Below are 14255 nucleotides of genomic sequence, written 5' to 3'. Positions count from 1 at the left end.
AACAGCGCTGCAACGCTGATCTTCTTCTCGTTGGGTGTGGAGATCACCGGGAAGGTACGACCCGCCCGGTCATCCACAGGTTCTGATCATTCCTCACGCTCCGCTGCCGCACGCTCTGGGTAGGTGATCTGCGGGGAGGGGTCTGCCGACGTGACCATCCCTCTGCACCGTCACAGCAGCCGCTCAGGGCAACCGCCCGCCGGCGGCGGGCAACCAAACGGGCAACCGCTCCAGGGCCTCGGCCGCTAACCGGCTCAGTCCCGCTTGGCGGCCCATCGCATGCCTCCGCCCACGCCCTCGATCCGCGTCATCAACGACGACGGCCCCTTGGCTGCGTCCGAGCATCTGTGGGAGCAGCCGCTACGCCTCGACGTCCTTGGCGAAGAAGACCAGGCGGCGGCCGTCCTGCTCGGTGCGATGCGTCTCCCGGAATCCGCGGCGGGGGTAGTAGGCGACGTTCTCGTGCATCGCCGCGTTGGTGTAGAGGCGCACCTGACGTACGCCGGCTGCCTGCGCCTGCTGCTCCGCCCATTGCAGAAGTCGGATGCCCAGACCTCGGCCACGGACGCTCTCGTGCACGGCGACGTTCTCGATGAGCAGGTGGTCGGGGGCCCACTCGCAGACCAGGACGCCGACGATGCGCCCCTCATGCTCGGCGACCCAGGCACACGCGGGCTCACACAGCTGGGTGTAGTCAGCCACCATCGGCGCCGGCTCACGCCCGATCCTTTCGACGTACCGCTGATAGGCATCGCGCGTGAGGCGCATCATCGCCTCGGCATCGCGGTCGACGGCCCGCCTGATGTTCACGTTCTTCGCGGCGTCGAGGTCAGCGCGAGACATGACGAGGCTCGCCCTCCTGGATCCGGATGGCATGCCAGCACGTGGGCCGGCCCGTCTTTCGAGCCCACCGCTGCGGCGCGGGGCAGCGAACGTTCAACCCCGTGCTGCTACCGCGACCGCAGCGCCCCCGAGCGCGGTGGCTCCGGCGCGGTTCGCGATGCGCACGGCGCGAGGCGTCCGCAGCAGTGAACGGGCTCGGTGAGCCAGAAGGATCCAGGCGGCATCGACGCTGGCGAGAACGATCATGGTGACCGGGGCGAGGACGGCCCACTGGGACAGCCGCGCACTCGACAGGTCGACCAGCGACGGCAAGAGCGCCACGTAGAAGACCATGATCTTGGGGTTGCCCAGCGTGAGCGCCATTCCGGCTCCGAACATGGACAGTCGCGAACTGCCCTGGGGTAGTGGGGCGCCCTGCTCGACCTCGGTGGGCTGCTTCCACATCTTCACGGCCAGCCAGCACAGGTAGGCGATCCCTGCCCACTTCAAGACCAGGAAGGCCGGTTGGAAGGCCTGTGCGAGAGCTGACAGTCCCGCCATCGCCGTGGTGAGCCAGATGACCTCCCCGATCCACATCGCAGCGACGAAGGGGGCGACGTCGCGCCAGCCGTTCGTGATCACACGAGAGACCAGCGCGGCGATGCTGGGACCCGGTGTACCGGAGTTCAGCAGCAGAGCTCCGGCGAAGATCAGGACTGCGGACAGCTCCACGTGGGCCTCCTGCGGATCGACGGCACTCATGGCCGGTGACGAGCAACGCTCTTGTCGAGCGAACGAGGCGCTGGCGCCCCGCCCAGTGGGCGCCGCCGCGTCGGCTAGGCGGGAGTCAGACCCTCACTCTCGGTGGATCTTGTCAACAGGCCAAGGCGCCGACAACCCCCTCACGTCGCGGTCGCGCATCAGGGAAGGAGTTCTTTGAGTAGCGGGCCGATGCAGGAGGGGGCGCCGACAGCGGGCACCGACGGTCGCAACTCTGGCTCGACGGCGAGGACCCCCGATGTCCAGCCGGTCAGTGTCCGGGCAACCGCGTGATGCTCCATCGACAAGATGCCAGCTAGCGCATCGGTCTGAGGTGCATCGAGGGGCCGGGCTGCCGCCGCTGGTCATCGAATAGGCGATGACCCAGCGATCGGCCTGGGCTCTTGGTGATCAACATGTGGTCGTCCGCGGTGACGGCGACGAAGCGATCACGTTGAGCGACCACCGCGCGACCGTCAGCATGCCGCCGACCGAACGGGGAGGGTGGGCGAAACGCGGTCGCGAGACATGGCGATGACGGTTTCGAGGGCCTCGGATGTGCCGGTGAACAGCGTTCCGGGACATCACCGGATCGAGCTCCGCCTCCCGTACTTGCAGATCAGTGGTCGCCGTGACTACCCGCGGCATTGAAGGCGTAGCGGCGCTCCACGCGAGCCACCTGGATGTCGTAGGAGCTGTACCAGCGCTCCTTGCCCAGCCGCTGTGCCGTCAGGTGCTCAGCGTCAGCCTTCCAGGCCCGGATCGAGGCCTCATCGCGGTAGTAGATGACCGTCAGCTCCGCGCCAGCCTCATCGCTCATCGACGTCCGCCCCAGGTAGCCCGGCTGGGACTGCCCCAGCGTCGCCATCCGAACGGCCATCTCGAAGTAGCCCTCCTGGTCGGCGGAGTACACCGTATTGATGATCACCGCGTAGTACGGCGGCTCAAGATCCAGCATCCCGGGACCGTAACGCCTACCCAGCCTTCTTGACACCCAGTCATATGACTCAGCACGATGATGCCGTGCCACGACGCCCGTCCAACCTCCTCGGCGCCTTCGCCGTCGCCGTCGACGACGCCGTCCGTGACGCCCTCACACGCACCCTGCACCTAGACCACACCGCCGCAGCCGCACTCCTGGTGGTGCGCGAGCGACCAGGGCGTCCCATCGGAGATCTGGCCGCATCACTGGACCTCACCCACTCCGGGGCGGTGCGCACCGTGAACCGCCTGGCCGACAAGGACCTGCTCGAACGAGGCGCCGGACCTGATGGGCGCAGCCGCGGCCTGACCCTCACCCCCGCTGGGCGCGAGGCCACCGAGCGAGCGTTGGAGGCGCGTGGACAGCTGTTGGATGAGCTGCTGGGCACCCTGTCAGCGAGTCAGCAGGAGGCGTTCGTCGCTGGGTTGGAGGTGCTGCTGGCCCGGATGCCGCACACCCAGCAAGAGGCGTGGCGGATCTGCCGGACCTGCGAGCACGACGCCTGCCGCGGCGTGGACTGCCCCGTCGGCAGCGCCATCCGCGCCCGCCTCGCCGGCACCTCGGCGCCGGCTGCCGTCTCGGATGGGCCACCGGCGCCGTGCGCCGGCTGCTCATGACCGTCGCCACCAGGTGCCGCGATGAGCGACGTCCTGACCAGCTCCATCAGCAACCCCCTCGGCAGTCCTGTCGGCAGCCCCCTCGACTGGCCGGTCGCGAGCTTGGCTGCAGTCGCTGCGGCCATGGCCGCGGGAGCCTTCGCCCAGGGCGTCACCGGCATCGGTCTGGTCCTGATCGCTGGGCCAGCACTCATCCTCACCCTCGGCCCCGACCAGGGGGTACGCGTGGCAGTGCTCGCCTCCCTGGTGCTGAACGCGGCCATGTTGACTCGCGGCTGGCGCGCGGTGCGCGTGCGCGACGGTGCACGCCTGTGCCTGCCCGCCGTCGCGCTCACCCCGGTCGCGGCCTCACTGGCAGGTCAGCTCACGGGTCGCACCTCGCTGGCTGCTGCCGGGCTGGCGATCCTGGCCGCGGCGGGACTGCTCGCCGCGGGACGCTCCTGGCCTTGGCTGGCCAGCAGCTGGGGCGCCCTGGGTGCTGGCACGGCGGCAGCCGTGATGAACGTGCTGGCCGGGGTCGCCGGTCCAGCAGCGGCGCTGTACGCGGTGAACGCCCGCTGGGCGCCAGCTACTGCCACCGCGACGCTGCAGGCCTGCTTCGCCGCCATCAACCTGACCGCTCTGGTCTTCCTGGGACCGCCGACCCACGCAGGTCCGGTCGCCGCCGCGGCCGTCGGAGTGCTGGCGGGCTTGGCCACCAGCGTGCCCGTGACACGCCGCGTCTCGGCACGAGCTGCGCGGGGGCTGGTGCTGGTGCTGTGCGCCTTCGGCGGGGCGCTCCTGCTGGGACGCGCCCTTTCCCCCTGACCAACTGACGACTGACCGCCGAGCCGCCGAGCCCGGCCGTCACCGGAGCGCAGCCCTCCTGCCGCTGACAGCCCGCTGACCCCATCACCAACCGCTCCCCGCAACGCCTTCAACCCGCCCAACACCCCACGGAGGACGACCTCATGCCGACCTACGAGCACCGCGGGCAGCGCCCGCAGATCCACTCCAGCGCCACCATCGCCCCCACCGCCGTGATCAGCGGAGACGTGCGCATCGGCGCCGACGTCCGGGTCCTGCACGGCGCGGTCCTGACCGCTGAGGACGGCGTCATCACCATCGGCGAACAGTGCGTCGTCATGGAGAACGCCCTGATCCGCGCCCGCAAAGGCCACCCGGTGAGCGTGGGCCGCGACGTACTCATCGGCCCCCACGTGCACCTCAACGGCGCCACCGTCGAAGACGGATGCTTCCTGGGCACCGGGGCAGCACTGTTCCCCGGGGCCACGCTGGCTGAGGGGGTGGAAGTGCGCATCCACGGCGTCGTGCACGTCAACACCCACCTGGACGCCGGGGCGATGGTGCCGATCGGGTGGGTCGCCGTCGGTGCTCCAGCGTCGATCCTTCCCCCGGACCAGCACGAGGCGATCTGGGCGGTGCAGGAGGGACTGGACTTTCCCGGCACCGTCTACGGCGTCCCCCGCGGCACCCCAGCGCGCGTCACGATGGCTCGTCAGAGCCAGTGGTACGCAGCCCACAGCAGCGACCAGCTCATTGACGGGGCTGAGGACGCCGATGCCGTCGGGGCGGCTGAGACCTCCGACGTCGCTCACTGACGACCCGACCCCGAGGAGTCGGCATGTGCCTACACCGCACCCCCGCGGACTTCGATGACGAACGCAGGTCCGGTAACGCCCGCCTGCTGGCATTCAGCAGGAGCGCGCGAGCCGTCGCGGCGCCGGACGAGGAGGCCTACTGAGGCGGGACCCTCAGCCGGGAGCAAATGGAGTTGATGGGGCTGGCGATCTCCTTCGCCACCGCCTGCGGAGACTGCGTGGCCTACGACCTGCAGCAGCTGGTGCAGTTGGCCGCTGCAGGCGAGCAGCTCCACGAAGCGCTCGTCGTGTTGCTCATCGGTGGCAGATCGGTGACCTTGCCGCTGGCGCGCCAGGCTCTGCGGTTCCTCGAGGAGCTCAGAGGCGAGGAGCTCGGCGCTCCAGCAGGGGCGAACCGACCGAACAGTCATGGCGCAGCGGCGCCGTAGTGCGCCTGAGGCAGGCCGGTCACCTGCCTGACTCAGGCGAGCGTGATGGCCCCCGGCGGGAACGCCGCCGGCCCTACCGGACCTGCCCACTGAGCCAAGATGCTGCACGTGTCAACGGCCAGCACCCAGCACGTGCTCATCCTCTGCCACGAGATCTGGGGCATCACCCCCGCGCTTCGAGCCAAGGCGGCCACCTGGCGCCAGCACGGCTTCCACGTCGTGGTCCCCAGCTTCTACGAGACCGTCGGCCTGCCCGCGCACGCGCCCGACGAGGCAGCGGCCTTCCGAGCGCGCGCAGCGCTGTCACGCTCATCGATCACCGCCACGTTGACCGCCGCCATCACACCCCCAGGCGGCCTCCCCGGTCCACCGCCGTGCACCAGCGTGCTCGGTTACTCCATGGGAGGTTCCATCGCCTTGTGGGCGGCCACCACTGACCTGCCCCTCGCAGCATCAGTCACGTTCTACGGGGGCGGCTTGGAGGTCTCCCCGTGGCCGGACCTGGCACCAGGGGTGGAGCTGCTGGACGAGCTCAGGGTCCCGTGGCTGGGGCTGTACGGCGGACGGGACCCTCTCACTCCACCAGCAGCGCTGGCGAGGGTCATGGAGTGTCGACGCGTCGGTGAACCCACGGTCGAGGTGCACGTCTATCCCGAGCTGGAGCACGCCTTCGCCCTCGATGCGACTGATGCGCGGCACAGCGCTTCGGCGACCGAGGAGTGCGAGCGGCTCACCGTCGAGCACCTGCGCAGCGCCGAGCTCCTCCACAACGAGAAGCACTTGGGACCTACGCGGTCCTCGGCGACTCGTCAGGTGTGATCAGCGCGGCATGATCGACGCTCGTCGGCGAGGCCCGGATCGACAAGCGATCAGCAGTCCCGGAGGGCAGGCACCTTCCTCACCTCGCCGTCTGATCGCCTCACCGCTCACCACCACGAAGGAGATCGGAGCCCCATGCGCTTCGCCTGGATCGACGAACGGCCCTTCGGCTACCTCGACGACGACGGCAAGCCCACCGGGTGCGACATCGCCCTGGCCCGTGCCGCCTTCTCCGAGATCGGCGAGCCGTTCGAACCGGTCCACACCACCTTCTCCGAGCTCCTCCCCGGGCTGCTCGACGGCCGCTGGGAGGTCACCACCGGCATGTTCATCACCGCCGAACGCAGCCGCCGGGCCCACTTCACCCGACCCATCTGGACCCTGCGCGACGGGTTGTTGGTGCGCGTGGAACCCGAGGAGACGACCAGCCGCGGAAGCACCAGCGCGCAGGCCGTGCTGGGGTATCGCTCGTTGGCCGTTTCAGGCGATCGTGTCGCGGTGCTGCGAGATCAGGTGCAGGTCAGCCACGCCCTCGACAACGGGATCCTCAGCGAGCAGCTCGTGGTGCTGGACACCTACGAGCAGGCGCGGGCAGCCCTCCTGGCAGGAGACGTCGACGCCTACGCCAGCGTGGCGCTGGCCCACCAGCAGCACCTCAGTGCCCATCCCGGTCAGGGTCTGCGGTGCGTGGTGGTCGGCGATGAGGAGACGCCGCCGGCCGTCGGTGGTTTCGCCTGCGCAGACCCTGCGGTGGCCACCGCCCTCGATGCCGCGATGAAGGGACTGCTCCCGGCAGGTGCGCCCGGTGAGCCGTCTGCGGACCCCGGCTGCTGGCCCGTGCCACGAGTGCGGGCCGTCGAACGGGGAGGGGGACCGCGGTGATCGTCAGGGTGTCGCAGGCCTGGGTGCGAGGCGACCGGGTCGAGGAGTTCATGGTCCGGTTGCGCGAGCTCGTCGCCGACTTCCCCCAGATGCACCCGGGGCTGGTCCGCCACGAGGTGCAGGTCGACCTCGACGACGTACCGCGCGTCCAGTACGTCAGCTGGTGGCGCGACGAGGCCGCCCTGGTGCACTACGCCGGACAGCAGTAGCGCCAGCAGCCGGTGGCCTTCCCTGACGAGGGCTCGCTGCTGCGGGAGCCACTGGCCCTTCGGCACTTCTTGATCGCTGAGTGACGAGCAGCGGGCAGCGCTACCTCGCTGGTCGCAGCCCGCTCAAGGATCCAGCACCGGCACGCCGCTCCCGTCAGAAATCTCCTGAGTGAGATGAGCCTCGGCGTCCAGCAAGGTGGCAGGTTCTTGATCGTCGCCGTCTGATCCGCTGCTGGTGGCGTAACTGCCCGCGGCCGCACGATGGAGGATCGCGCGCCATCGACTCCTGGAGGGCCCCGTGCTGGAGCTGACCGCTCTGCTGACCATCTGCATCGCGCTGCTGGTCGGCGCCATCAGTCCAGGCCCCAGCTTCGTCGTCACTGTCCAGACCTCTCTGGCCACCTCCCGCGCGGCGGGGTTGCGCGTGGCACTCGGCATCGGCACTGGAGGTCTGGTCTTCGCCTGCCTGGCCCTGGGCGGTCTGATCGCCCTCCTGCAGAGCGTGCACTGGCTGTACGTGGTGCTGAAGGTCATGGGAGCGCTGTTCATCCTGTGGTTGGCGCTGAAGGTCTGGCGCGGAGCGCGTTCACCTTTACCGCAGGTCAGCGACGCGCCCACCGAGCTGCTGCGCTCACCGTTCCTGCGGGGGCTGGTGGTGCAGCTGTGCAACCCCAAGACGGCCATCGTCTACGCCAGCGTCTTCGCCTCGCTGCTACCTGCCTCATCCGCTCGTTGGCTCTACGTCGTGCTACCGGCGGCGGTCTTCGCCGTGGAAACCTCGTGGTACAGCGCAGTGGCGATGGGTATGTCCGTGCGGCGAGCCCGCGGCGCCTACGCCCGGGCGAAGGTGTGGGTGGACCGTGCCGCTGCTGGCGTGCTGAGCGCGCTGGGTCTCCGCCTGCTCTTCACCGCCTCCGCCAGAGGCATCTGAGCGGTCTGCTGGCTGGGCCCGGCAGACCTCCTGGGCAGCCGTCCGGACGACCATCCGCAGCAACACGCTGGAGCCCGATCCGCAGCGGCACGGTCGTGCACGGAGGCGGCGACGTGCGCTAGAAGTTGGGCGTGATCACTCCGGCGTTCGACGCTGACCTGCTCCTCGTCGTCCCGCTCTGGCAGGGCGGGGGCCACCCCGGGGTCGCCGACGGCGCCACGGCCCTCGCCGACCTCGTCGATCCCAGCGGCGACCACATGCTCGTGGACGCTCCCGCCAGGCCGGCCCAGGCACCCGACCCCACGAACACCGCGGTGTCTGAGCCCGACGCCCACGGCGCCGTCGTCGCCCTGCACGCAGTCAGCGAGCACCTGCACCTCACCGCCGCCGCGCTGCGCGAGAAGAACCCCCAGCGCCTGCTCCTGCTCGGCGGTGACTGCAGCACCGACATCCCCGCCGTCAGCCACCTGCACCGCCAGCACCCCGACCTGCACGTGGCGTGGGTCGACGCCCACGCCGACCTCAACACCCCTCAGACCAGCCCCAGCGGACGCGCCCACGGCATGCCGCTGCGCACCCTGCTGGGCGAGGGACACCCCGATCTGCTCCCCGGGTCCCCGACCGACGCCACCAGTAACCACGCACCGCACCCCCAGCTGCACCCCTCGCGCTGCCTGCTGGTCGGGACCCATGACCTGGACGACGCCGAGGCCGACTACATCCGCGACCACGACCTGCAGCTGCTCTCCCCGCAGCGTCTGCGCGAGCTCAACGACCTGCAGCAGAGAGTGGAGCGCTGGCTGCCCGGAGGCGCCCCACTGCACATCCACCTGGACCTGGACGTGCTGGACCCGCAAGCCTTCCCCGCCGTTGCCTGCCCCACCCCGAACGGTCTGTCCGTCGCCGAGCTCATCGACGTCTTGACCGTGCTGCGCCAGCGCGGGGACCTGGTCGGGGTCACCATCACCGAGCACGTACCTGCCCTGCCCCACTCGGCCGAAGTCCTTCCGGCCGTCCTGGACGCACTCGGCATCACCCACCGCTGACGGCGCCGCCGGACCTGGAATCGCCGGGTAGCGAGGCCGTCGGCTACCCGGCCAGCCAGCGCTGCCAGTGCGGCCACAGCAGATCGGCTATGACCTCATAGCCCCGCACGCTTGGGTGGGCGCCGTCCCCGGCGGCGACCTCAGCCATCCACACGTCGTCGTCCTGCAGGTGCGCCAGAGTGCTCACGAACGGCACCTCGCGCTGCGCGCACAGGGTCGCAAGGACCTCGACGACGGCGGTGCTGGCGTTGTGGGAGGCGTGCGCGATCGGCGCGGCCCCATCTGGTCCTGGTGGTGCGAGGACCAGTGAAACTCGCCGTCCCGGAGCGCCTTCTGGGTCTGCGCCGGCCCCCTCAAGGACCTGCTGTACGGGCGCCCCGATGTGAGCTCCGTCGTTGCCGAGCGGTGTCGACGTTCCGACCTCGCTCCAAGATGGCAGGCCGCACTGTCGACGGTCATCTGGGACGAGCGGCAGCTTGAAGAGCTTCACCGTTGCGGCCTTGGCTGCCACTGCCCTGACTTTGCACGTTTCGTGACGGTCAGCGACACGCTGACAGGACGGCAACCCAGCAGCGGAACGTCCCGAACGGACGGCCGCCGACCTGATCGCGACAGAGGCTGCGTCGGTTGCTGAGCAGCCGGCCAAGGCTCCAAGATCGGCCCGACGGCTGGTCGCTGTGTCACGGAAGGACGGTCGGCGATGTCGACGGTGGGGATCATCCTGCTCACCGCAGGGAGCTTCCTGCTTCTGGTCGGACTGCTCCTGGTCCTTGGCGTCGGCGCGCGCAACGCTGGCGTCGACGTCAGACTCCGGCGGCGGTTCCTTGTGGCGGCATTGTCCATGGGTGTCGTGCTGGCCGGAGTTGGAGCGCTTCTCCTGTAGGGCTGAGAGCCCGTCGGACGAATGCTTCGTTTAGTGACGCGCTTCCGGTAGGCGATCCCCTGCGGAACATGATCGCGACCGACGGCGGCGACGGGTTCAGGAGGCTCAGGCGTACCGACCAGCGGTGGGTTAGCGGCACAGTCTTCAGCGTCCATCCACAGGCCGATCGAGCTCTCGTCGGTGGCGAGTCGGCCCGTCACGCTTCGGGCCAGACCGAAGCTTCCCGCCCATACCGTCACCGCCATGACCACCCACACCTACAACAGCACCCTGACCTGGTCCGGGACCACCACCGACTACGACACCTACAACCGCCGCCACGAGGTCACCCTGGCCGCCACGGCGATGTCGCTCAGCGCCGACGCCGCGTTCCACGGTGACCCAGACCTGCCCAACCCCGAACAGCTCCTGGTCGCTGCAGCCAGCTCCTGCCAGATGCTGTCCTTCCTGGCCGTGGCCGCACGCAGCGGCATCACCGTGGTCGGCTACCAAGACCACGCCGACGCCGTCATGCCAGAAGACCAGAAGCCAATGCGCCTGACGACGATGACCTTGCGACCCCACGTCACCGCCACCGCGACGACCACCGCCCGCGTGGAGCGGGCGCTGCACAAGGCCCACCAGCAGTGCTACATCGCCAACACCCTGACCTGCGAGGTCCTCCTCGAGCCGACCATCGAGATCCTCTGATGCACGACATCGAGATCCCCGCCCCGCACGGGGCACAGTCCCTGCACGCCATCGGCCGCGTGCTTGGGGCAGCAGGCATCAGCCTCGAAGGGGGTGGGATGTGGTCCGGCCAAGCCCACTACCTCGTCGACGACGCAGAAACCGCGCAGCAGGCGCTGGAGCAGGCGGGCCTGGGACCGGTCACCGTGCGTCCAGTGTTCATCGCCGCTCTGGACGCAGACGTACCCGGAGCTCTGGGACGGATGATGCTGCAGCTCGCTGAGGCGCAGGTAGCCCTGCGTGCCCAGTACAGCGACCACGACAACCGCAAGGTCCTCGTCGTGGATCACCCCGAGCAGGCCGAACGAGCACGGACCGCGTTGACGCCGTAACCGGCGCCCTCAGCACCTGCATCGCTGCACTCGTCGTGGACCGGGCTGTCATGATTCAGCAGACATGAGCCCGGAGCCGGACATCGCCGTCCCCGCGCGAGCGCTCGGGGAGCCCGCACGTGCCCGCATCGCGGCGGCCCTCCTCTCGGGCAGGCAGGTCCCCGCCGGACAGCTCGCCCAGACCGCGGGTGTGGCCGTCTCCACTGCCAGCGAGCACCTTGCCGTCCTCCTGGCGGCCGGGATCGTCCAGGTGGAACACCAGGGACGTCAGCGCCTGTACCGGCTGGCCAGTGACGATGTGGCGCGCGCGGTCGAGGCGTTGCAGGTCATCGCGCCCAGCGCCCCGGTGCGATCACTGCGTCAGGCGCGAGTCTCGGTCGAGCTGCGGGCTGCCCGGACCTGTTACGACCACCTTGCCGGGGACCTGGGTCTGCACCTGACCGACGTGCTCGTCGAGGCGCACGTGATCCCCCCGCTGCACGTGGGGATGCGGGTCGATGCTCCTGAGCCCTTCCCCGCCGGGCCCCTCGTGGAGCTGCTGGGGGTGCACCCGGGGACGGGGCCTCGCCCATGGGCGCGAGGCTGCCTGGACTGGACGGGGCGCAGGGCGCACGTGGCCGGGCAGGTCGGCGCCCAGGTGCTGGAGGCCCTCGTCAGCAACGGCTGGGTGCTCCGCAGGTCTGACACCCGGGCAGTCAGGGTGACCGACACCGGGCAGGCCCGCTTGCTCGGGCTCACCGCCACGCGCCAGGCCGCGGCGCCGGACCATGCGCCGGGGGAAGGATCCGCAGCGGCAGGCTCACGGTAGGAAATGGCGACGGCACCCTCCCGTCCAAGCATCCCGACCGCGCCGGGCCCGCGCCCCGTATCCAGCCGACGACTGCATGAGAACGTCCTTGTAGCTGAAGGCAATCGCTGAGGCAATCGGTTCGAGGCGCCGACAATGCCTTGCTACGAGGTCGATGAGCAGCCCCAAGAGACCTCGCAGTACCGGGCTACTGGAGGAGGCGACGCCGACAGCGGGCCCCGGCCGTCACGCGAGCACAGAGCCCCAGAAGCCGGGCCGGTAGAGCGTCCAGGCAACCGCGTGATGCTCCCTGGACGAGATCCGGCTACCGCCTCGACCCGCGGTGCCGCCGGGCTGTCACCGCTGGTCATCGAACGGGCAACCGCTCTCTGCTCGGGCCTCAGCACTCCGCTTGCCGGGCGCAGCATCGAGGCAACGGGGTCGGGTCAGGCTCGACGGGTCCGCTGCCGTGCTCCACGGCGCACCTGCTGAGCGGAGGCTCCGTGAACCCCAGGATCGCCACACCGTCCCTCGAGCCACTGCTGACCGCCCGAGAGGTGGCACACCTGCTCGGAGTGCCGCTGAGCTGGGTCTACGACAACGTCGGCCAGCTTCCGACGTTCCGGATCGGCAGGTCGCTGCGCTTTCGCGCCGTTGAGATCGAGGACTGGGTCGAGGCGCAGCGCCAGCCGCAGCCCGGCCCGCGACAGGAGGACGCACGACGGCCCGGTGAGCGACGGGTCAGCTGACCCCTCGCCCACCGGGCCACGCGTCGCGCGATTCGGGCGCGGACCGGCGGCGCAGTTCAGCGCCGCGGTTCAGGCCCGCAGCGCTACGACGTCGCGGATCGTCGTCGCAGGCTCCGGGGCCTGACGGCCTCGGCTGAGGCTGCTGCAGCGACACCACCCGGCGTCGGCGCCGTCCCCGCATCGACGTCGGCGGAGCTGTCCTCACCGCCTTCAGCGGAATCGTCGTCGGCATCGTCAGCGAACAGGTTCGCCACGGTGGCTGCCGCATCGGCGTCCATCCCGCGCACGACGTGGGAGTAGATGTCCAGCGTGATGGAGATGCTGGAGTGGTTCAGCCGCTCCTGCACGATCTTGGGGTGCACGTCCGCGCCCAGGGCGAGCGTGGCCCAGGTGTGCCGCAGGTCGTGCAGCCGCAGCGGCGGCACGTCGGCGCGGGTGAGGGCCACCTTGAACGACATGGAGATGCGTTCGGGGTCCAGCGGCGAGCCGGCGCATGCCCCGGCGCGTAGCCACAGGGTCCCGCGGGCGAAGACGAGGTCCTGGTCGACCCACCGCTCACCGAGCGCGGCGCGGTCGGCGTCCTGGGCCGCGCGGTGCTCGCGCAGCACGCGGACGGTCTCGGGGTCGATGTGGATGACGTGGGAGCCGTGGTTCTTCACCGGCCCGAACACGAGCTGCTTCGGTTGCCCGATCGGTGTGTCGGCGTACCCCAGGGAGCGGCGCACGGACATCACGCCGTGCTCGAGGTCGATGTCGGACCACTTCAGGCCGAGCACCTCACCGCGGCGCAGGCCGGTCGCGGCCAGCACGTGCCAGATCGAGTAGTAGTGGTCGCCGCGGTTGGCCTTGAGGAACCGCCGCAGCTGGGAGGCGGTCCAGACGGTCATCTCCGGGCGGCGGGCCTTGCACTCGCGCTCGGTGGGCGGGTCCGCCCGGCGCGTGGGTGAGTCCGCGAGCAACCCTGCCTTGACGGCGTCGGTGAGCGCCGAGGACAGGATGTTGTGGACCTCGCGGACGGTGGACATCGACAGCGGCCCGCCGTTCGCGCGTCCGCGGGCCTCCAGGTGGCGGTACAGCTTGTTGAGCTGCAGGGGCCGCAGCTGGTCCAGCGGCAGCCGTCCCAGGTGCGGCTCGATGTGCAGGCGGATCTTGCGGCGGTAGCCCGAGATGGTTGCGGGCTTGAGGCGTTGGCCCTCGATCCACTCGGCCAGGTACTGGCCCACGGTCATCTGAGCCGGAGGGACGTAGCGGCCGGAGTCGACGGTGGCGGTCACCGAGCGGCGGTGCTTCTCGGCCTCCTTGGCGGTGGCGAAGCCGCGGGCCGAGCCGCGACGGCGCACGCCGTCGTCGTCGTAGTAGGTCCAGAAGACGTCGTAGACGGTGTCGTGGGCTCGTTGGCGCGCCACGACGCTGCCGGAGCCGTTCGCCGAGCGGCCGGTGCTCGCCGCACGAGGGGCCCGAGCGGCTCGTGCGCTGGGGCGCGTGGCAGTGCGAGGGGTGGTGGTGGGGGTGGTTGACCGGCGGGCCATGCGGGGCTCCTTCCGCCGCCGGCCTCGGCCGGCGGCGATCAGGCCACGGGCTCCAGGGACGACGACGGACCGAGCGCAGCTCGGGGCAGTTGCCCGGACGCTCCCAGGGCACAACTGCACACGAAATTGCACACGATGCGGATATCGAGG

17 protein-coding genes and 1 pseudogene are annotated in these 14255 nt (G+C 70.1%); 13 read left to right on the top strand and 5 right to left on the bottom strand.

From position 1 onward, the window contains the following. Positions 1-360: 360 nt before the first annotated feature. The 3 genes from BXY45_RS20360 to BXY45_RS20350 form a co-directional block, all read right to left on the bottom strand. Positions 361-876, bottom strand: coding sequence for a GNAT family N-acetyltransferase (locus BXY45_RS20360; protein ID WP_109776359.1), 516 nt, complete (start codon positions 874-876; stop codon positions 361-363). A gap of 60 nt (positions 877-936) precedes the next feature. Beyond that, the gene (locus tag BXY45_RS20355; protein ID WP_109776365.1) at positions 937-1554 is read right to left on the bottom strand and encodes a LysE family translocator; all 618 of its coding nucleotides are present in this window, start codon (positions 1552-1554) and stop codon (positions 937-939) included. 646 nt (positions 1555-2200) lie between these two features. Continuing rightward, positions 2201-2539 carry an antibiotic biosynthesis monooxygenase family protein gene (locus BXY45_RS20350; RefSeq protein ID WP_109776358.1) on the bottom strand — a complete coding sequence of 113 codons (339 nt, stop codon included), beginning with the start codon at positions 2537-2539 and terminating at the stop codon, positions 2201-2203. Between the two features lie 65 nt (positions 2540-2604). Between BXY45_RS20350 and BXY45_RS20345 the strand changes: the two genes are divergently transcribed. The 9 genes and pseudogenes from BXY45_RS20345 to BXY45_RS20305 all read left to right on the top strand — a co-directional run bounded on the left by BXY45_RS20345 (position 2605) and on the right by BXY45_RS20305 (position 9096). Continuing rightward, entirely contained in the window at positions 2605-3180 is a 576-nt protein-coding gene (locus BXY45_RS20345) for a MarR family winged helix-turn-helix transcriptional regulator (RefSeq protein ID WP_170131646.1), read from the top strand. A gap of 21 nt (positions 3181-3201) precedes the next feature. Beyond that, positions 3202-3987, top strand: coding sequence for a TSUP family transporter (locus BXY45_RS20340; protein ID WP_109776356.1), 786 nt, complete (start codon positions 3202-3204; stop codon positions 3985-3987). A 143-nt stretch (positions 3988-4130) separates the two neighbouring features. Continuing rightward, a complete protein-coding gene (locus tag BXY45_RS20335) occupies positions 4131-4781 on the top strand; it encodes a gamma carbonic anhydrase family protein (protein ID WP_109776355.1) in 651 nt (216 codons plus the stop codon). Between the two features lie 158 nt (positions 4782-4939). Beyond that, positions 4940-5209: pseudogene (locus BXY45_RS20330) on the top strand (carboxymuconolactone decarboxylase family protein); the annotation flags it as partial. A gap of 99 nt (positions 5210-5308) precedes the next feature. Beyond that, positions 5309-6028 (top strand): dienelactone hydrolase family protein, encoded by a 720-nt coding sequence (locus tag BXY45_RS20325; RefSeq protein ID WP_109776353.1) that lies wholly within the window; start codon positions 5309-5311, stop codon positions 6026-6028. Positions 6029-6163: 135 nt separating this feature from the next. Continuing rightward, positions 6164-6910 carry a transporter substrate-binding domain-containing protein gene (locus BXY45_RS20320; RefSeq protein WP_109776352.1) on the top strand — a complete coding sequence of 249 codons (747 nt, stop codon included), beginning with the start codon at positions 6164-6166 and terminating at the stop codon, positions 6908-6910. Continuing rightward, positions 6907-7119 (top strand): antibiotic biosynthesis monooxygenase, encoded by a 213-nt coding sequence (locus tag BXY45_RS20315; RefSeq protein ID WP_109776351.1) that lies wholly within the window; start codon positions 6907-6909, stop codon positions 7117-7119. Before BXY45_RS20320 ends, BXY45_RS20315 begins: the two co-directional genes overlap by 4 nt. Positions 7120-7417: 298 nt before the next feature. Then, the gene (locus BXY45_RS20310; protein ID WP_170131645.1) at positions 7418-8050 is read left to right on the top strand and encodes a LysE family translocator; all 633 of its coding nucleotides are present in this window, start codon (positions 7418-7420) and stop codon (positions 8048-8050) included. Between the two features lie 131 nt (positions 8051-8181). Then, on the top strand, positions 8182-9096 hold the full coding sequence (locus BXY45_RS20305; RefSeq protein WP_109776349.1) for an arginase family protein: 915 nt from the start codon (positions 8182-8184) through the stop codon (positions 9094-9096). 43 nt (positions 9097-9139) lie between these two features. On the opposite strand, the gene BXY45_RS24950 is transcribed toward BXY45_RS20305, so the two are convergent. After that, the gene (locus tag BXY45_RS24950) at positions 9140-9586 is read right to left on the bottom strand and encodes a GDSL-type esterase/lipase family protein (RefSeq protein ID WP_484283104.1); all 447 of its coding nucleotides are present in this window, start codon (positions 9584-9586) and stop codon (positions 9140-9142) included. 636 nt (positions 9587-10222) lie between these two features. Here BXY45_RS24950 and BXY45_RS20295 point away from each other — a divergent pair. The 4 genes from BXY45_RS20295 to BXY45_RS20280 all read left to right on the top strand — a co-directional run bounded on the left by BXY45_RS20295 (position 10223) and on the right by BXY45_RS20280 (position 12576). Continuing rightward, entirely contained in the window at positions 10223-10669 is a 447-nt protein-coding gene (locus BXY45_RS20295) for an OsmC family protein (protein ID WP_109776347.1), read from the top strand. Continuing rightward, positions 10669-11040 (top strand): amino acid-binding ACT domain-containing protein, encoded by a 372-nt coding sequence (locus BXY45_RS20290; RefSeq protein ID WP_109776346.1) that lies wholly within the window; start codon positions 10669-10671, stop codon positions 11038-11040. Before BXY45_RS20295 ends, BXY45_RS20290 begins: the two co-directional genes overlap by 1 nt. Positions 11041-11104: 64 nt before the next feature. Then, positions 11105-11848 (top strand): ArsR/SmtB family transcription factor, encoded by a 744-nt coding sequence (locus tag BXY45_RS20285; protein WP_109776345.1) that lies wholly within the window; start codon positions 11105-11107, stop codon positions 11846-11848. A 482-nt stretch (positions 11849-12330) separates the two neighbouring features. Next, positions 12331-12576, top strand: coding sequence for a helix-turn-helix domain-containing protein (locus tag BXY45_RS20280; RefSeq protein WP_109776344.1), 246 nt, complete (start codon positions 12331-12333; stop codon positions 12574-12576). An 83-nt stretch (positions 12577-12659) separates the two neighbouring features. Here the strand turns inward: BXY45_RS20280 and BXY45_RS20275 are convergent, their stop codons facing one another. Further along, positions 12660-14105 carry a site-specific integrase gene (locus BXY45_RS20275; RefSeq protein WP_109776343.1) on the bottom strand — a complete coding sequence of 482 codons (1446 nt, stop codon included), beginning with the start codon at positions 14103-14105 and terminating at the stop codon, positions 12660-12662. Positions 14106-14255 lie beyond the last annotated feature (150 nt).

Source organism: Quadrisphaera granulorum (assembly GCF_003149145.1).
Lineage (GTDB): Bacteria > Actinomycetota > Actinomycetes > Actinomycetales > Quadrisphaeraceae > Quadrisphaera > Quadrisphaera granulorum.
The sequence above is the reverse complement of the archived record's forward strand: the minus strand, read 5'-3'. Positions and strand labels throughout refer to the sequence as shown.